Source organism: Labrenzia sp. 011 (assembly GCF_003075075.1).
GTDB lineage: Bacteria > Pseudomonadota > Alphaproteobacteria > Rhizobiales > Stappiaceae > Roseibium.
Genome location: NZ_QCYM01000023.1, coordinates 30,119 through 47,948, shown reverse-complemented (window position 1 = coordinate 47,948; position 17,830 = coordinate 30,119). Strand labels below are relative to the sequence as shown.

Genomic DNA, 17,830 nt, shown 5'->3' with positions numbered 1-17,830 from the left:
CCTGTCCGGCGCCGGGCGCAGGGATGGTCAGGTTTTCGCAGCTCCGTTCAGAGTATCCGCTGCCCGCGCAACGATCTGCCGGGCGACATCCGTTTTCGACATCTGCGGCCAGTCCTCGACGCCGCTGCGGCTGACCAGATGGATGGTGTTGGCGTCCCCGCCCATGATGCCGGTTGCCGGGCTGACGTCGTTGGCGACGATCCAGTCGGCGTTCTTGCGCTCCAGCTTGCCGAGGGCGTTGGTGAGCAGATCCCGGGTTTCGGCGGCAAAGCCGATCAGCAGCTTCGGCCGCAGGCTTTGGTGATGGCCGATGGTGGCCAGGATGTCCGGATTCTCGGTCAGTTCCAGCGCGGGCGGTTTGCCGCTGCCATCCTTCTTGATCTTCTGGGTGCCTTCACTGGCCATGCGCCAGTCGGCGACGGCGGCGGCCATGATGGCGATATCCGCCGGCAGGCTGGTCTCGACAGCCTTCAGCATCTCGGCGGCCGTTTCGACGCGGATCACCGTAACATCGGCCGGGTCCGGCAGATTGACCGGACCGCAGACCAGCGTCACCCGCGCGCCGGCTTCACGAGCGGCCTCCGCAAGGGCATGCCCCTGCTTGCCGGAGGACCGGTTGGCGATGTAGCGCACCGGATCGATCGGTTCATGGGTCGGTCCGGAGGTGATCAGCACATGCCTTCCGGCAAGCGGCAGGCGCCCCGCCTGAAGATCCCTGCCCCGGATCATGGTCTGCACGGCCGCGACAATGTCCAGCGGCTCGCTCATCCGGCCGACACCGGCCTCGCCCTTTTCAGCCATTTCGCCGCTGGCCGGTCCGCAGAAGCGGATGCCGCGGTCCTTCAGGACCGTCAGATTGTGCTGTGTCGCCGGGTTCTGCCACATTTTCGGGTTCATGGCCGGTGCGGCCAGCACGGGCTTGTCGGTCGCCAGCAGGATCGCCGTCGCCAGGTCGTCGGCGATGCCATGGGCCATCTTGGCCATCAGGTTCGCCGTCGCGGGGGCGATCAGGATCAGGTCGTGGTCCCGCGCCAGCCGGATATGGCCCACGTCATGCTCGGCCTCCCGGTCGAACAGACCGGTGAAAACCTTCTCCGCGGACAGCGCGCCGACCGCCAGGGGTGTGATGAACTCCTGCGCGCCCCCGGTCATGACCGGGATCACCCGCGCGCCGCGTTCCTTCAGCCGCCGGATCAGGTCGAGGGACTTGTAGGCAGCGATGCCGCCACTGATGATCAGCACGATCTGTTTGCCGCTCAGCATCTCGACCCCATACTCCCGCCGCTGGCGATTAAAGTCAGAACCCGGACCGGAAATCCCTCGGTGCCGGGGAAATCACCTGCGTGCCCTTGCCGGTGACCTGGTAGACGGCCAGACCGCGCTGGTTGAGGCCATTGGACTGGAAGCGGAACAGGCCGTCAATGCCGATGAAGCCGTCGTGGTTGGTCAGGATACTCTGCTGGAAGCGCTGCGGCCCGGCGGAGCGGATCAGGCCGGCGGCCAGCGTCACGCCGTCGTAGACGAGGCTGGCATTGCGGGGCGGTACCGATCCATAGATGCTCTGATAGCGCTTGGCGAACGCCTGGAAACCCTTGTCTTCCGGGCCCGCGAACCAGGAACCGGCCAGCACCGGGTTGTTTTTCTCCTGCGCGGAGTCCCACTGGCCCGAGCCAAGCAGTTTGATGCGGCCGAGATTGGCGTTCTGGCTGACCAGTGTCTGCACGACAAGACCCGGCACGCCGCCGCCTGCCGGCACGAACAGCGCATCGATATTGTTCAGCACCGGTTGCAGCGCCTGTGTCTTGGCGACAAGATCGGACGTATCGGTGCCGTTCAGCTTGTAGCGCTGGATGGTGGCGATGCGGCCGCCTCCCTGGCCGACTTCCTGGCGGAACGCGGCTTCCACCACCGCGCCGTAGGAGCCTTCCGGAATGAGCGCCGCATAGGATCTCTTCTGCTGGCTGTTGGCATAGCCGATCGTGCGCTTGACGTCGCTTTCCGGCAGGAAGCTCAGCAGATAGACACCCCTGGAGGCGACGGATGTGTCCGTCGAAAAGGCGATGACGGGAACGCCCGTGGCCCGGGCCGCGGCAGCGGCGCCCGAGACCGCCGGCGAGAACACCGGGCCGAGGATCAGTTCCGCGCCTTCCGATATCGCCGCCTGGGCCGCGGCCCGGCCGCCTGCAGCCGTGCCGTTGGTATCCTTCACCAGCAGCTGGACATCCGCGCTCGGGAAGTTCTGCAGCGCCAGCGTTGCGGCGTTCTTGAAGACCGTTCCGATGGAGGCGTTGCCGTTGCTGCTGGACAGAGGCAGCAGCAGGCCGACGCGAACGCTGCCTGTGCCGATCACCTCACCGGTGGTCTGCGGCTGGGCGCCCGGCTGCACCTGATCGCCCGGCAGCGAGCCGAGTGTCGAGCCCATGCAGCTGGCCAGCAGCAGCGCACAGGCGCTTGCCAGCGCCGATTTCAAGAAAACCCGTCTGCGCCGATGCACGATCTTGCCCCGCATTCCACTTGCCCTGTTCATCCGTCATCCTTGGCAAAAGACTTACGTACTCACTGCGGGCATGTCCAGTTTTAGCGGTGTTTCAATGACGTATCCGCCCGATCAGCGGTGGATTTGCCTTGCATCGGTTGCGTCCAGCAGGTAGCGCAAGGAAGAATGCCATTGCCCGGAGACCGGATTCGCCGGTTCCCGCATAGCGGTGTCGGTCGGCCTGGTTCTGCGGATTGCATCCGAAGGCCGCCTGACCCGGCCCAGCGCGAAAGGAGGCCCCCATGGCAACCGAAACGCCGCCGACGACGGCGGACAAGAACCGGTACAGCCTCTCCGAACACGCCTTTTCCGCACCCAATCTGGAGCCGGCGCTCTATATCGTCTCCACGCCGATCGGCAACCTCGGCGACATTACCGTAAGGGCGCTGGAAACCCTGGCCGCGAGCAGCATCATCGCCTGCGAGGACACCCGGGTCACCGCGACCCTGACCCGGAAATTCGGTCTCAGGACACCGCTGGTTCCCTATCACGAGCACAACGCGGACCGGCAGCGGCCGAGGATCCTTGCCGAGCTTCAGGCCGGAAGGGCCGTCGCCCTGGTTTCCGACGCCGGCACGCCGCTGGTCTCCGATCCGGGCTACCGGCTGGTGCGCGATGTGGTTGCGGAAGGCTACGACGTCATTCCTGTGCCGGGCGCCTCCGCCCCGCTCGCCGGACTGGTTGCCTCCGGACTTCCCAGCGACACGGTTCTCTTTGCCGGGTTCCTGCCGCAAAAGGGCGGGCCGAAAAGCAAGCGCCTGACGGAGCTCGCTGGCGTTCCGGCAACGCTGATCTTCTTCGAATCCCCGCATCGCACCGGCGCCACCCTGGCGTTGATGGCCGAAATTCTCGGCGCAGAGCGGGACGCGGTGGTGGCGCGGGAAGTGACCAAGCGCTTCGAGACCTTCGAGCGCGGCTCCCTCGCCGATCTGGCGGAGCGCTTCGCGGACCGGCAGGTCAAGGGCGAGATCGTCATTCTGATCGGCCCGGCGGAGGAAAGACCCGAATCCGAAGGGGCCGATCTGGATATGTTGCTTCTGGAGGCGCTTCAGGACATGCCGGTCAGCGCCGCCGCCAAGACGGTCGCCAGGGCGACAGGTCTGGACCGCAACGAGGTCTACAAACGGGCACTGGACCTCAAGTCGGGGGAGGCCTGAATGACCCGCGGCAGGACGGGTACCGAGCAGCGCCGCCGTGCCCACGCACTCGGCCTTTCCGCCGAGACCTTCGCGGCCTGGTACCTGCGTCTGACCGGCTGGCGGATCCTCAAGCACCGCTACAGGACCAGGGCAGGCGAGATCGATCTGATCGCCAAGCGCCGGAAAACCGTCGCCTTTGTCGAGGTCAAGGCCAGGAAGACCCGCCGTGCGGCGCTGGAAGCCGTGACACCGGCCAGCCGGAGGCGCATTTCCGGGGCCGCCCGGATCTTTGTGGCCGAACATCCCAAGGCCGGCTTCTACACGCTCCGCTTCGACGTGATCGTCGTTCGCCCCTGGGCCCTGCCCGAGCGTATCGAGAATGCTTTCGAGGCGGTCGAATAGACGTTGTTGTCCGGCCCGTGGTGGTTTGCCCTGCGCACGTCCGCCCGCGCCTTGCCGGTTCGCAGGGACAGTGCTTCCGTTGACGCCTGCCTCTGGACAAAGCCCATCGGGCACCGCATATCTGGACCAACCGTTCTGAAATCCCCCAGCGCATGACCTGCGCCCCGCCGGGAGTTGCCCCATGGCTTTGAAAATCGCGGTCCAGATGGACCATATCTCGACCATCAACATTGCCGGCGACAGCGCCTTTGCGCTGATGCTGGAAGCGCAGGCACGGGGGCACGAGCTGTATCACTATACGCCCGACCGGCTGGCCATGCGCGGCAACGAGGTATTCTGCTCCCTGGAGCCGGTCCAGGTACGCGACGAAAAGGGCAACCACTTCACCTTTGGCGAGAGCCGGCGCTTCAACATGCGCGAGATGGACGTGGTGCTGATGCGCCAGGATCCGCCCTTCGATCTGGCCTATATCGCCGCGACGCATCTTCTTCAGAAGATCCATCCGGACACGCTGGTGGTGAATGATCCGGCGGAGGTGCGCAACGCGCCGGAGAAGCTGTTCGTCACCGAATTCGCCGACCTGATGCCGCCGACGCTGATCACCCGGGACAAGGCCGAGATCGATCTCTTCCGCGAGGAATACGGCGACATCGTCATGAAGCCGCTCTTCGGCCATGGCGGCGCGGCGGTCTTCCGCCTGACGCGGGACGATCTCAACTATGGATCGCTCTATGATTTCTTCGCCGCCACCTTCCGCGAACCCTGGGTCATCCAGCAGTTCCTGCCCAATGTGAAGCATGGCGACAAGCGCATCCTGCTGGTGGATGGCGAGTTCGCCGGCGCGGTCAACCGCGTGCCGGCCGCCGGGGACCTGCGTTCCAACATGGTGCGCGGCGGCGCCCCCACCGACAGCGACCTGACCGACCGGGAACGCGACATCTGCGCCCGCCTCGGCCCGTCCCTGCGCGAAAAGGGTCTCATTCTGGTCGGCATCGACGTGATCGACGGCTGGCTTACCGAGATCAACGTCACCGCCCCCACCGGCATCCGCGCCATCCGCAAGCTGGGCGGCCCGGACGTGGCGGCAATGGTGTGGGACGTGCTGGAGGCGAAGGTGAAGGGCTGAGGCGATACAGCGGGTCTCTATCTTCGGTCATCCCCGGCAAGCGTAGCGCGACCGGGGATCCAATCCACCTCTCTCCGGATCCGCTGTTCCTTCTTGGGTATGGAACGTCTCCGGCGCACGGTTCAAATCCGCGATTCTCTGGAAACGAGTGGATCCCCGGTCAAGCCGGGGATGACTCGAAAGCCGATAGAAACCGCCCCTATTCCGCGGCCTCCGGCTTCAGAACGCCCCGGCGGACCTGGTCCTCTTCGATGGATTCGAACAGGGCGCGGAAGTTGCCTTCGCCGAAGCCCTCGTCGCCCTTTCTCTGGATGAATTCGAAGAAGATCGGCCCGATGACGGTCCTGGAGAAGATCTGCAGAAGGATCTTCGTCGTGCCGCCATCGATCACGCCTTCGCCGTCGATCAGGATGCCGTGGCGCTTCATGCGCTCGATCGGTTCGTCATGTCCCGTCACCCGGTCGTGGGACATCTCGTAGTAGGTGTCCGGCGGGCCCGGCATGAATTTCAGCCCGTTGTCGGCCAGCCGGTCGGTGCTGTCGTAGATATCGTCCGTGCCCACGGCGACATGCTGGATGCCTTCGCCATTGTATTTCTTCAGATATTCCTCGATCTGGCTGGTGTCGTCCTTGGACTCGTTCAGCGGAATGCGGATCTTGCCGCAGGGGCTGGTGATCGCCCGGCTGACGAGGCCGGTGATGCGCCCGTCGATGTTGAAGAAGTGGATCTGCTTGAAATTGAAGAGGTCGCGGTAGAAATCCCACCACTTGTCCATGTTGCCGCGAAAGACGTTGTGGGTCAGGTGGTCGAGATAATAGAAGCCGACACCCTGCGGTTTCGGGTCGGTCTCGCCCAGCCAGTCGAAATCCTTCGAATAGGCAGAGCCCTTGTCGCCATAGGTGTCGACGAAATAGAGCAGCGACCCGCCGATGCCGACGATGGCCGGAACGTCCAGCGTCCTGTCGTTGCCGTCATAGGGGGTGGCCCCCTTTGCGACCGCATGCTCGAAGGCCTTTTGCGCATCGACGACCCGCCAGGCCATGGCCGGGGCGCAGGGGCCGTGTTCGCCGGCGAATTTCATGCCGTGGCTGTCCGGTTCCGCGTTCAGCACATAGGTGACGTCGCCCTGGCGGTAGAGCGTGATGTTTTTCGTTCTGTGCCTGGCAACCGGGAGATAGCCCATCTTGCGGAACAGCGCGTCCAGCTTTTCCGGCTCCGGATGGGCGAACTCGACGAATTCGAACCCGTCCGTGCCTGCCGGATTGTCTGCGGTGATTTTCGCCGGTGGCGCGTCGTGCGGAAACGGTCCCAAGATGAACTCTCCTGTGTCAATGCAGCTGTTCGCACGAGTATGACGGCAAAGACGCGCAGAAAGAGTGCAAAACACGTGAAGTTGCGTATGATGGTGCGCAAATAGTGCAAAATATAGAAGAGTTGTGCATGAAAATCGCACTGGATGCCTATGACGTGAAACTGCTGGCAACCCTGCAGGAAAATGCGGCGCTGACCAATGCCGAGCTTGGCGAGGTGATCCGCCTGTCCGCCAGCCAGGTCTCCCGCCGCCGGCAGAAGCTTGAGGAAGCGGGGATCATCCGCCGCTACAGGGCGGCACTCGATCCGGAAGCCCTCGGGCTGAGTGTCACCGCCTATGTCGGCGTGACGCTGGGCGCGCACAGCAAGGAAAACGCCCGAAAGTTCAGGAACATGGTCACCGCCATGCCGGAGGTTCAGGAAGCGCACACCCTGACGGGCGATGTCGATTACATGCTGAAGATCGTGGTGCCGGACCTGAAGGCGCTCAGCCGCATCATCAATGACGACCTGCTGCCCCAGGAGGCGGTCCATAACGTGCGCTCCTCCATCGCCATGGAAACGCTGAAAGACGACAACCTGCTGCCGCTCGGCGAGCGGTGAGGCGATACCGGGAACCGCAGATCTCCGGAGATATCGACATGGGAACTTGCGAGGCTTGCAGAAAGTCCCATTTCATAGGACGACAGTTCTTGCCCGCACCGGGTCATTTCAGGGAGAAAATCATGTTCGACGCAAAATCCTTGCTGGATCAGTTTCTGGGCGGACAGGCCTCGGATCCGTCAGGCAACCGGGGCGGGTCCGCGGACCTGCTCTCTCAGGGCAAGGATTTTCTCTCCTCCCAGGGCGGCGGGCTGGCGCTCGGCAGCCTCGCTGGCTTGATGCTCGGCACCAAAAGCGGCCGCAAGATCGGCAAGAAGGCGGTCACCTATGGCGGTCTGGCCCTGGTGGCCGGTCTCGCCTACAAGGCCTATCAGGGTCACAAGGCGAACCAGAACAATGCACCACGTCCGCAATATCCGGCCGATGAGCCGATTCCGGTGGAAGGTCCGCGCGGCACCGCCTTCGATCCCGGTGAACATCCGGGCGGCGAACACCAGATGGCGGTGGCTCTTCTGACCGCGATGATCTCCGCCGCCAAGGCGGACGGCCATATCGACCGGGACGAGCAGGACCGGATCTTCGCCAAGATCGACGAGGCCGGTCTCGACAGCGAGGCCAAGGCCTTCCTGATGGACGAGCTGCGCGCACCGCTCGATCTCGACAAGGTCGTCGCCTGCGCCACCTGCCAGGAAACGGCCGCCGAACTCTATGCCGCCTCCCGCCTCGCCATTGATCCCGATCACCCGGCCGAAAAGGCATATCTGCAGATGCTGGCCGCCCGGTTGCAGCTGGATGCCGGTCTGGTCGACGAGATCGAGTTCGCCGTGCGTGAAGCCGAAGCGGCAGGCTAAATCTGACCGGATGCTGTCTGCGATGCCGGCCCGGCCTTGAGCCGGGACCTTGCCTTCTGCCGCCTCACCCGGCTTGCGGCCCCACATAGCGGGAAGACGGCCGGATCAGCTTGCCTGTCTGCCGCTGTTCCAGCACATGGGCGCACCAGCCCGGCGTGCGGCCGGTGGCGAAAAGCGGGGTAAAAAGCGTACGGTCGATGCCGATCGCATCCAGAAGGACCGCCGTGTAGAATTCCACATTTGTTTCCAGCGGCCGGTCCGGCTTGGCCCGTTTCAGGGCGGCCAGCGCCGCAGTTTCTATGTCTTCCGCCAGCCTGACCTTGGGATTGTCCGGTCCCAGCAGCTTCAGTCCCGCCTTCAGGACGTCGGCACGCGGATCGCGGGTCCGGTAGATCCGGTGACCGAAGCCCATCAGCCGCTCCTTGCGGGCAAGCGCCTCCCCGATCCAGGCTTGCGCGTTTTCCGGCTGGCCGATGGCGTCGATCATGTCGAGCACCGGCCCGGGAGCACCGCCGTGCAGCGGGCCGCTCAAGGCGCCCATGGCGCCGAGAACCGCCTGTTTCAGGTTCGCCTGGGTGGAGCCGATCACCCGGGCGGTGAAGGTGGAGGCGTTCAGCCCGTGATCGAGGATGGTTACCAGATAGCGGTTCAGGGCCGCCGCATGGCCGTCCGGCGGCAGCGCACCGGTCAGCATCCGCAACAGGTCCGTGGCCGTCTCCAGCGTATTGTCCGGGGCGACAGGCACCCGTCCCGATGCGATCCTGTGGGACGCGGCCAGAAACACCGGCAGGGCTCCGGCGATGGCGACCGCATCGGGCAGATCACCTTTCAGCGGCAGGGCTGCCAGGCCCAGCTGCATGCGCTCGAAGACGGACAATTCGGGCGCCGCATCTTCAAGCAGGGGAACTGCCGCGAAGGCCGCGATGCGGGCCTGTCCGAAGACCGCCTGCAGGGCCGCGCCGCCGGCGATGTCGAAATCCTGCCACAGATGCCGAACCGCCGTCTCGAACGGGGCTTTGCCCGCAAGGTCCTCAATTCTTTTCCCGCGCAGGATCAGGATGCCGTTCTCGCCGTCGACATGGCTCAGTTTCGTGGTGGCGGCGACGACCCCTTCCAGTCCGGCGGTCGGATCGGGAATCATGCGGGCGGGATCTGGTGCTTCTGTCATGGTCATCTCCTTGTCTGTTTGCGCCAGATAGGAAGAAAGCATTGCATTGATCAACGTTGATAAATACAATCAATACATGAGCAAGCCAATCTATCTCTCCGCCCGCGAAGCCGCCGCCGAACTCGGCGTGCAGCCGGCCACCCTCTATGCCTATGTCAGCCGGGGGCTGATCTCCTCGGTGGCCGGTCCCGGCAAGCAGCGCCGCTACGACGCGGCGGATGTTCGTCGCCTGAAGGGCCGGAAGGCGGACGATCAGGCCGGAATGCGCCCCTTGACGGGCGATCCGGTTCTGGAAACCGAGCTGACGCTCATTTCCGAAGACGGACCGGTCTACCGGGGACGGCGCGCGACGGATCTGGCGGAAAACTCCACTCTGGAAACGGTCGCCACACTGCTATGGGGTTCCGAGGACGATCCCTTCGCGGAAAAGGCGCCGCAGAAATATCCCGATCTGCCGGAGGGCCTAGGACCGCTGGACCGGCTGATGATGGCCATTGCCGCCTGGCCGCTGCAGGACAGGGCGGCCTTTACCCATGCCCCGAAACTGCTGCAGACCAAGGGTGCTGCGCTGCTGCGCTACGGAACCGCCGCGCTTTTGAATGCAAAGCCGGTGGCCGTTCCGATCCACACCCAGTTCGCTGAAGCCTATGGCGTTTCCACGGCCGGCCGAAACGCGATCCGGGCCGCCCTGGTGCTCTGCGCCGATCACGAACTCAATACCAGCGCCTTTTCCGTGCGCTGCGCCGCCTCCACCCGCGCGCCGCTGCATGCGGCCCTGCTCTCCGGTCTCGGTGCTTTCGCCGGCCCGCGGCACGGGGCGGCATCCGACCGGGTGACCGCCTGGCTCGCGGATCTGACACCGGAAGCGGATATCGAGGCGGTGCTGTCCGACCGGCTCGGCCGCGGTGAAAGCCTGCCCGGTTTCGGCCATTCCGTCTACCGGGAGCGTGATCCGCGCGCCGTGTGCCTGCTGGAAATGCTGATCCGCGACGAACGGAACCATCCCTTCGTCGAGCGCCTGCCGCAGCTGATCGGTGTCGCCGACGATCTTTACGGCCGGGCGCCCAACATCGATTTCGCTCTGGCGGCGGTGCAGAAAACCTATGAGCTGCCGAAGGATGCCGGCAAGATCATCTTCTGCGCGGCGCGAATGACCGGCTGGATCGCCCACGCCCTCGAACAATATTCCGCCCCTGAACAGATCCGGCCCAGAGCCGCCTATGTGGGGGAACGCTAGGCGTGAACCCCTGGTCTGCCCTGTCCGGAGGCGGTTTCTCCAGTCAGGGTCTGGATTTCAGGAAAGATTCGAAATCCACCGCCTCGCTCATGCGGTCGAAGCATCCAAAGGCGCCGCCGTCCTTGATGTCCACCGCCGCTTCGGTAAAGGCCCGGTAGGCGACCCGGGCAAGACCGGAGCCGATGGACACACGGGTCACACCCATGTCGCCGAGTTCCTTTCGGGTCAGGTGAAAGTTCCTGCGACCGGCCAGAATGTTGAGCGGCGCATTCACGGCCTTCAGAAGAGTCAGGATCTGTTCCTTGTCCGTCACCTGCGGCGCGTAGACACAATCGGCGCCCGCGTCCACAAAGGCATTGAGCCGTTTGATGGTTTCCTGCAATTCATGGTCGGTATGCACCGGTCCCTCACTGCGGGCGGTCAGCACGAAATCCGGCGCCAGCCTGTTTTTCGTCTCTGCTGCGGCCCGGATGCGCTCCACCGCCTGCTCCAGCGGATAGTAGGGGTGAGCGGGATCGGTCGTGTAGTCCTCGATCGAACAGCCGGCGAGGCCGGTCTCGATGGCGCCGCTGACCGTTTCGGCCACGTCTTCCGGGCTGTCGCCAAACCCGTTTTCCAGATCTCCGTTCACCGGAAGGCTGGTTGCGGCGAGGATGTCTGCCGCATGGGCGAGTGCGGCGTCCCGGCTGATCAGGCCTTCCGCGTCCCTCACCCCTTGCGTCCAGGCATAGCCGGCGCTGGAGGTAGCGATTGCATCGAACCGCAGGCCATCCAGGATGCGGGCCGATCCGATGTCGAAGGGATTGGGCATCAGAAATGCCCGCCCCCTTTCGTGCAAGGCTCTGAAGGCGGTCCGTCGGTTTGCGGCAGTCTGCATGGCGCGAATCTCCTTATGGTAGTAAAATATGAAATAGCATACCCCAAGTTTAGTCTTGTGCATGAATTTCATGTCTGGAGACAATCCCGCTGGACCTCGGCCTCCGGAAGAGCCAGTTTATCCGGAAACATGGCGCCAGTTGGGGCATCGCTGTGCGAAGCGGTCAAAACCGCCTGGGGCCTTCAGCTGCCTGCCGTGTTCACGGGGCTCACCGCCCCGCCCGGGTGACCTTCGCGGCGAAACAGCCCCTTCGGGCGAAATGAAGGTGGATGTAGCCGGTATCCGGATTGGCGAAAAAGGCCGAAATCAGCTCCGCCGCATGTGTTCCCTCGACGACGTCCGCATCAATGATCTCATGCTGGCGATTGAATGCGCGCACGGACAATAGGCGGCTGGCGATGGATTGCGGGATCACGCCCGGCTCGGGTCGGCTTTCCTGCGCGTTTTCCCTGACGAAGATGGCATGGCTGGCGCGGTAGGGCGTGCCATGCGGCTGGTGTTCGAAATTGAGCAGGAACACCCGCTCCCCCGCGGTCGCATCGGCCAGGGATACACGGCAGGGAAATGAGCCGTCCGAGACGTGGATCTGGATGGCTCTCTCGGCGAGCTCTTCCTCCGACAGATCGTTCAGACAGGAAAAGGCGGCGGCGGGTAGGGGGTGGATCTGAAACATGGTCCTGGTCTCCTCAAGTGACTTGAAGCGACCCTAGGACCGTGCGATTGCGGAAACGACCCGATTTGCGAGCACCGCGGACTTGGTCCGCGAAAGCGCCTATGCAGGAACGGTCCGCCGCTCCTGCTGACGATGCCAGCTGACCAGAAGGATCATGCCCATGATCACCAGATACGGCAGGTAGAAGCGGGTTTCGTAATGCGGAAACACCAGATATTTGGCGCAGATCGAGGCGAATACCGCGTAAAGCAGCACCCTGGCCCGTTCATTCATTTCCGCCGGCGAGAGGCATTTGGCGAAAAACAGCACTTGCGCGAACAGGAGTGCCAGCCAGGTCTGGCTCATCAGCGATCTGACCGTCGAGCGCACCAGCATCAGAAGATATCCGGGAACCGAAAAGGGCGGATCGAAACCCTCGAGGGTCGGTACATATTCCACATGGGTGAACCACATGTGGATCCACCAGCCGGGATGGTCCGCGCCGCCGGTCAGCCACAGATAGGCGGCGAAACTTGCCGCGAAGCAGGCCGTCATGCTCCACCGGCCGGGCCCGTAGATCGCGGCGAAAACGAAAAACACACCGATGAACGCCAGATGATCCGGGCGGACAAGAAAGGCGGCGAACAGGCTGGCTGCCGCGGGAAGATCGAGCCGTTCCAGATAGAGAAAGGCTGCAAGAACCAGGAAGACGGTTGCGTAAAGATCGGGCGACAGCAGTTGCGCCGCATCCCCGAAGGCGGACAGGACCAGCAGGGCCACCGCAACGGGCCCGTACATCAGCGTTCCGCTTCGTGCCATCCAGACAAGCAGGATGGCGCCTACCGCGACCGCCGAGGCAATCGAAATCATCCGCAAGGCCTGCACCGGATCCATGAAACCGGAGAGCAGGCGCGCCGTTTCCACATAGAGGATCTTGATCCGGTAGAATCCGAGCATGGTTGCAAAGGCGGCCGGGTCATCCGCCTGGCGAATGCGGTAGGGGCGGTCCTGGGTCAGGATCAGGTATTCGCCCTCCGGCACGTTGTCCCTGACCGCGGCATAGCTTTGCCGGTGCAGCTCCACCGGGTCGGTTATCTCCGGTTCCAGAACCGTTGCCGTATAGGCGAACATGTCCCAGTTGGAGAGCGGAAAGACATGAACGACCGCCGCCGTCATGGCGATGAACAGGCAGAAAACGCCCGCGCCGATCCAGCAGCGCAGCGGTCTGTAGAGCCGGCAGACAAAACCGTAGACGCAGAGGAACGTTCCTTCCAGGCTGCGCTGGGCAAGATTGGGCACTGGCTGAAACTCCCTGTCTGATCGTCCCGGGTTGTCGCATTTCATTGTAAGAATTTCGTAAACGGGTGCGCCGCCGCTTCTGGCGGCGGGCTGGCGCGTCTCTTGAACAGGTGTCCGGGCTGGCGTAAGGCAGGAGTTGAATGCAACGCCGGAGGAAAGATGTTTCAGCGCTTGTTTTTTATCCTGTGTCTGTTTGTGGTCATGGTCCTTCCGGCCGCCGCCCAAACGCCGCTGACCGTGTTTGCCGCGGCCAGCATGCGTGAAGCCATGGAAGGCATCGCCGCTGCCTTCGAGGAGGAGACCGGCACCGATGTGGTGTTCTCCTTCGCCGGTACGGGCACGCTGGCCCGGCAGGTGGAGGCCGGCGCGCCGGCGGACCTGTTTGTTTCCGCCGATGCTGCCTGGATGGACTACGTCCGTGACAGGGATGCGGTCCGGGCCGACACCATTTTGGAGTTCGCCTCCAACGCACTGGTTCTGGTCGGCCCCGAAAACAGCCAGGCAGTGACGCTGACCCCGGACGGCCTGCGTGCGGCGCTCGGTAGCGGCCGCCTGGCCATTGCCGATCCGGAGACGGTTCCCGCCGGGCGCTACGGCAAGGCGGCGCTGGAGTATCTCGGCCTCTGGGCTTCCGTTTCCGCAAGGCTCGCACCGATGGAAAATGTCAGGATCGCGCTTGCCTCGGCCGCACGCGGCGACACGCCTCTCGCACTGGTCTACCGGACAGACGCCCTGGTGGAGCCGGCGGTCGTCATTGCTGCGACACTGCCGGGGGACAGCCACCCGCCGATCCGCTATCTGGCAGCGCTGACAAGCGCTCACACCCACCCGGCGGCGCCTGCTTTTCTGAAGTATCTGGCCGGCGCGCGCGCGCAGGAAATCTTGCGCTCGCTGGGGTTTGTGACCGATAAGGTGGAGTAGATCGTCCAGCGTTCAGGTAAAGACATCTGAAAACGGGACGATCCGAGCGGCCGGAGGGTCCGGCCGGTCCGAAACCGGCAGATTGAGTGTACGTGGACTTTTTTCATCTTCAACCGGCGGAATGGCAGGCCCTGCTCCTGACGCTGAAAGTGGCCGCAGCAGCTCTGCTCGTGGCGCTGCCGCTTGCCGTTCTGGTCGCCTATCTTCTCGCGCGCTACCGCTTTCCCGGGCATGGCATCGTGAATGCGCTTGTACACATGCCCCTCGTCCTGCCGCCGGTCGTCACCGGTTACCTCCTGCTCCTGGCTTTCGGCCGCAAGGGGCCTGCGGGGGCGTTCCTCTTCGACACCTTCGGAATCAGCTTTGCCTTCAACTGGGCCGGGGCCGCGCTGGCGGCCGGGGTCATGGCCTTTCCCCTGATGGTCCGCCCGATCCGTATTTCCTTCGAGGCGGTCGATCCCAAGCTGGAGGCGGCCGCCAGGTCTCTCGGCGCCCACCGGATGGTCGCCTTCCTGACGGTAACGCTGCCGCTGGCCGTGCCGGGCATTCTCGGCGGCGCGATCCTGGGATTTGCCAAGGCGATGGGCGAATTCGGCGCCACCATCACCTTCGTCTCCAACATCCCCGGCGAAACCCGCACCCTGGCGCTTGCACTCTACACCGCGACACAGACCCCGAGCGGCGACCTGGCCGCCTTTCGCCTGACGCTGATCGCGGCTGCCGTGGCATTCGTTGCGCTGATTGCTTCCGAAATCTTCGCCCGCCGCCTGCGCGGCAGACTGGGCGGCGGCCATGATTGACGTGGACATCAGGGGCCGTGTCGGCCGGTTCGATCTCGCCGCGCGGTTTGAGGGCCACGGCGTCACCGCCCTGTTCGGCCAGTCCGGCGCCGGAAAAAGCACCCTCACCAACATGATCGCCGGTCTGGTGACACCGTCGTCGGGGCGCATTTCGGTCGATGGCACGATCCTGTTCGATGCGGACAAGGGCATCGACCTGCCGGTTCAGGCAAGGCGCATCGGCCATGTGTTCCAGGATGCGCGGCTGTTTCCGCATCTGAGCGTCCGGGCCAATCTTACCTATGCGCGCTGGGCGGGCCGCAGGTCCGGGACACGGGATTTCGGCGAAGTTGTCGACCTGCTCGGGCTGACGGCGCTGCTCTCCCGCAAGCCCGAGACGCTTTCCGGCGGGGAAAGGCAGCGGGTGGCCATCGGCCGGGCCCTGCTGTCCGGTCCGCGTCTGCTGATCATGGACGAGCCGCTGGCGAATCTCGATCACGCCCGCCGCAACGATATCCTGCCCTATCTCGACCGTCTCTGCGTCGAGGCGGCCATTCCGATCCTGTATGTCAGCCATTCCATCGAGGAAGTGACCCGTCTGTCCAATACGCTGGTGCTTCTCTCGCAGGGAAAGACCCTGGCCTTCGGCACCGTCGCGGACATGCTTGCCCGCGAAGACCTGGTTCGCGTGACCGGCCGCCGCGAGGCAAGTGCGCTTGTGAGCGGCACCGTCACGCGGATCGATTCGGACTGGGATCTCACGCATGTGGATATCGGCGGAGCGGTGCTGCAGATTCCCGGCATGGCGGCCGAACCGGGCGCCCCCGTCCGCTTGCGCATCCTTGCCCGCGACGTGGCGCTCGCCACCGTCCCGCCGCAAGGTCTGTCCATTCGCAATGCCCTTGCGGCGACAATCGAGAGCATTGCCGGGGAGACGGGTCCCTACGCGGAAATCCTGTGCAACCTGGGCGGCCAGAGGATTCGCGCCCGGGTGACCCGGGCCTCGGTTTCGGATCTCGGCCTGCAGCCTGGCAGGTCCGTGACCGCGCTGATCAAGAGTGTGGCGATTGACCGGGGGCAGGACACTCCGGCGCCGCCGGTATGAATTGCGGGCGGAGAGACGTCTGCCTTATACTGGTGCCATGACACGCGGATCCCGACGCCGGGCATGGCGCAATCTGAAACTGGGCATCGGGGCGGCCATGGTGGCGGCCAGCCTGGCTATCCTGTGGCTGACCGGACTGGCCAGCCTGCGTCTTTCCCTGGCGGAGATCGAAACCCGGGCGGAAGCCAATCTTGCGGTTCAGGCCGCCGTTCTGGAACGGCTTCTGGACAAGTTCCGGCTGTTGTCGCCGCTGCTGGCGCGCGGGCCCGAAACGGGCCGGCTGGTGTCGGGGCGGGATATTTCAATCGACCGGACCATCACCTCCGTCGCGGCAGGGATGTCCGGCGCGGAGGAAGTCTGGCTGATGGATCCGCTCGGCAGGGTCATCGTTACCAGTCAGCACGGTGTCCCCTTCGGCGCGATCGGCGGAGCCGCAGCCATATCCGAAGCCTTCGAGCAGGCCAGTCAGGGCCAGCTCGGACGGCAGCTCATTCCCGGAAACCCGCAGTCGGCGGCCAGCTATATCTTCGCGTCGCCGCTGCGCAACGGCGACAGGCTGATCGGCATCCTGGCCGTGCGCGTCAGCCTGGAGGATGTCGAACAGGCCTGGGCGCTCAGCAAGGATCCGATCCTGGCACTGGACGAAGACGGCCGGGTCGTGGTGACAAATGTCCCCGGCTGGCGCGGAAGGTTCATTTCCGACATCGATTTCGGTCGAAACATAGACGATCTCTCGGGTCTCGGCCGCCTCGGCCTGCTGCTGCCATCCACCGGTGCGATCAATACACATATGCGGCTGGCCACCTCCCTGCCCGTTCTGGGCTGGAACGTCGCAACGCTCGTGAGCATCGATGATGCGCGGCAGCAATCCGCCTGGGCGATGGTGGCCGCGCTTCTCGGCTGCGTGATTGCCGCCGGCGGTCTGTGGATCGTGCTCCTGAGGCGGGAGGAATTCAGCCGGCAGATCCGCCGCGACAAGGCCGCAGCTCTGCGGCTGGAACGGCGGGTGCGAAGCCGGACGGCCGAATTGCGCAAGGCCAACGAACTTCTCGAAGAGGAGGTGCGTGAGCGCGAGCAGGCCGAAACCAACCTGCGCCTGGCCCAGGCCGAACTCGTGCAGGCGGCCAAGCTTGCCACGCTGGGACGGATGTCGGCGGCGCTCAGCCACGAATACAACCAGCCGCTGGCGGCCATTCGCTCGGATGCGGAAGTCGCCGGAATGCTGATCGAGCGCGGCCGCGCCGAAGAGGCCAGGGCCAATCTCGCCCGGATCGGCGGCATGGTTGCCCGCATGGCCGAAATCGCCAAGACCCTGAAGGGCTTCACCCGCAAGTCCGGAACGGACATCCGGCCGGTCTCCCTGCGCAAGGTGATCGACGAGACATTGCTGCTGCTCCAGCCGCAGATCAAGCAGAGCTGTATCGTTCTGACGACGGATCTGCCGGAGACCGACATCATCGTGAAAGGCGGGCAGATCCGCCTGGAGCAGGTGGTCATCAATCTGCTTTCCAACGCGCTGGACGCGGTGGGCGGCGCGGATCGCCCGATGGTTGCCCTGACGCTCCGCCTGGAGGGAGAGGAAGCCGTCCTGAGGGTCCGGGACAACGGACCCGGCATCGACGGGGATGTCATGCCGCAGATCTTCGATCCGTTTTTCACCACCAAGGATGTCGGTGCGGGCCTTGGGCTTGGCCTGTCGATTGCCTATAAGATCGTCCATGACTTTTCCGGGACGCTGCAGGCGGCGAACCGGGATGATGGCGGCGCGGAATTCACCATGCGTCTGCCGATTGCGGACGAACAGATGCTGGCGGCGGAATAGGG

Annotated in this window: 17 protein-coding genes; 10 read left to right on the top strand and 7 right to left on the bottom strand. The window is 64.4% G+C overall.

Annotated elements, in window-relative coordinates:
• Nucleotides 1-27: 27 nt before the first annotated feature.
• The gene (gene coaBC / locus DCO57_RS19240; RefSeq protein WP_116700538.1) at nucleotides 28-1,263 is read right to left on the bottom strand and encodes a bifunctional phosphopantothenoylcysteine decarboxylase/phosphopantothenate--cysteine ligase CoaBC; all 1,236 of its coding nucleotides are present in this window, start codon (nucleotides 1,261-1,263) and stop codon (nucleotides 28-30) included.
• A gap of 34 nt (nucleotides 1,264-1,297) precedes the next feature.
• A complete protein-coding gene (locus DCO57_RS19235; protein ID WP_116700537.1) occupies nucleotides 1,298-2,527 on the bottom strand; it encodes a penicillin-binding protein activator in 1,230 nt (409 codons plus the stop codon).
• A gap of 251 nt (nucleotides 2,528-2,778) precedes the next feature.
• Between DCO57_RS19235 and rsmI the strand changes: the two genes are divergently transcribed.
• From rsmI to gshB, 3 genes are all read left to right on the top strand, one after another.
• Nucleotides 2,779-3,693, top strand: coding sequence for a 16S rRNA (cytidine(1402)-2'-O)-methyltransferase (gene rsmI / locus DCO57_RS19225; protein WP_116700535.1), 915 nt, complete (start codon nucleotides 2,779-2,781; stop codon nucleotides 3,691-3,693).
• Nucleotides 3,694-4,077, top strand: a complete 384-nt coding sequence (locus DCO57_RS19220; RefSeq protein ID WP_116700534.1) for a YraN family protein — start codon at nucleotides 3,694-3,696, stop codon at nucleotides 4,075-4,077.
• 181 nt (nucleotides 4,078-4,258) lie between these two features.
• On the top strand, nucleotides 4,259-5,203 hold the full coding sequence (gene gshB, locus DCO57_RS19215) for a glutathione synthase (protein ID WP_116700533.1): 945 nt from the start codon (nucleotides 4,259-4,261) through the stop codon (nucleotides 5,201-5,203).
• 199 nt (nucleotides 5,204-5,402) lie between these two features.
• Here the strand turns inward: gshB and hppD are convergent, their stop codons facing one another.
• Nucleotides 5,403-6,515, bottom strand: coding sequence for a 4-hydroxyphenylpyruvate dioxygenase (hppD, locus tag DCO57_RS19210; protein ID WP_116700532.1), 1,113 nt, complete (start codon nucleotides 6,513-6,515; stop codon nucleotides 5,403-5,405).
• A gap of 128 nt (nucleotides 6,516-6,643) precedes the next feature.
• Between hppD and DCO57_RS19205 the strand changes: the two genes are divergently transcribed.
• Complete coding sequence (locus DCO57_RS19205) at nucleotides 6,644-7,117, top strand: Lrp/AsnC family transcriptional regulator (protein WP_116700531.1); 474 nt, start codon at nucleotides 6,644-6,646, stop codon at nucleotides 7,115-7,117.
• A gap of 122 nt (nucleotides 7,118-7,239) precedes the next feature.
• Entirely contained in the window at nucleotides 7,240-7,968 is a 729-nt protein-coding gene (locus tag DCO57_RS19200; protein WP_116700530.1) for a tellurite resistance TerB family protein, read from the top strand.
• A gap of 64 nt (nucleotides 7,969-8,032) precedes the next feature.
• Here the strand turns inward: DCO57_RS19200 and DCO57_RS19195 are convergent, their stop codons facing one another.
• Complete coding sequence (locus DCO57_RS19195) at nucleotides 8,033-9,136, bottom strand: citrate synthase/methylcitrate synthase (protein WP_165814788.1); 1,104 nt, start codon at nucleotides 9,134-9,136, stop codon at nucleotides 8,033-8,035.
• A gap of 76 nt (nucleotides 9,137-9,212) precedes the next feature.
• Here DCO57_RS19195 and DCO57_RS19190 point away from each other — a divergent pair, with 76 nt between their 5' ends.
• Complete coding sequence (locus DCO57_RS19190; protein ID WP_116700528.1) at nucleotides 9,213-10,373, top strand: citrate/2-methylcitrate synthase; 1,161 nt, start codon at nucleotides 9,213-9,215, stop codon at nucleotides 10,371-10,373.
• Between the two features lie 43 nt (nucleotides 10,374-10,416).
• On the opposite strand, the gene DCO57_RS19185 is transcribed toward DCO57_RS19190, so the two are convergent.
• The 3 genes from DCO57_RS19185 to DCO57_RS19175 form a co-directional block, all read right to left on the bottom strand.
• The gene (locus DCO57_RS19185; RefSeq protein WP_116700527.1) at nucleotides 10,417-11,250 is read right to left on the bottom strand and encodes an isocitrate lyase/phosphoenolpyruvate mutase family protein; all 834 of its coding nucleotides are present in this window, start codon (nucleotides 11,248-11,250) and stop codon (nucleotides 10,417-10,419) included.
• A gap of 208 nt (nucleotides 11,251-11,458) precedes the next feature.
• Nucleotides 11,459-11,923 carry a DUF1203 domain-containing protein gene (locus DCO57_RS19180; RefSeq protein ID WP_116700526.1) on the bottom strand — a complete coding sequence of 155 codons (465 nt, stop codon included), beginning with the start codon at nucleotides 11,921-11,923 and terminating at the stop codon, nucleotides 11,459-11,461.
• 99 nt (nucleotides 11,924-12,022) lie between these two features.
• On the bottom strand, nucleotides 12,023-13,201 hold the full coding sequence (locus DCO57_RS19175; RefSeq protein ID WP_116700525.1) for a hypothetical protein: 1,179 nt from the start codon (nucleotides 13,199-13,201) through the stop codon (nucleotides 12,023-12,025).
• 159 nt (nucleotides 13,202-13,360) lie between these two features.
• Here DCO57_RS19175 and modA point away from each other — a divergent pair, with 159 nt between their 5' ends.
• From modA to DCO57_RS19155, 4 genes are all read left to right on the top strand, one after another.
• On the top strand, nucleotides 13,361-14,122 hold the full coding sequence (gene modA, locus DCO57_RS19170) for a molybdate ABC transporter substrate-binding protein (protein WP_116700524.1): 762 nt from the start codon (nucleotides 13,361-13,363) through the stop codon (nucleotides 14,120-14,122).
• Nucleotides 14,123-14,214: 92 nt separating this feature from the next.
• Complete coding sequence (modB, locus tag DCO57_RS19165) at nucleotides 14,215-14,922, top strand: molybdate ABC transporter permease subunit (protein WP_116700557.1); 708 nt, start codon at nucleotides 14,215-14,217, stop codon at nucleotides 14,920-14,922.
• Nucleotides 14,915-16,006, top strand: a complete 1,092-nt coding sequence (gene modC, locus DCO57_RS19160) for a molybdenum ABC transporter ATP-binding protein (protein ID WP_116700523.1) — start codon at nucleotides 14,915-14,917, stop codon at nucleotides 16,004-16,006. Before modB ends, modC begins: the two co-directional genes overlap by 8 nt.
• A gap of 37 nt (nucleotides 16,007-16,043) precedes the next feature.
• Nucleotides 16,044-17,828: an ATP-binding protein gene (locus tag DCO57_RS19155; protein ID WP_116700522.1), complete on the top strand. Its 1,785-nt coding sequence runs from the start codon at nucleotides 16,044-16,046 to the stop codon at nucleotides 17,826-17,828.
• The last annotated feature ends 2 nt before the right edge of the window (nucleotides 17,829-17,830 follow it).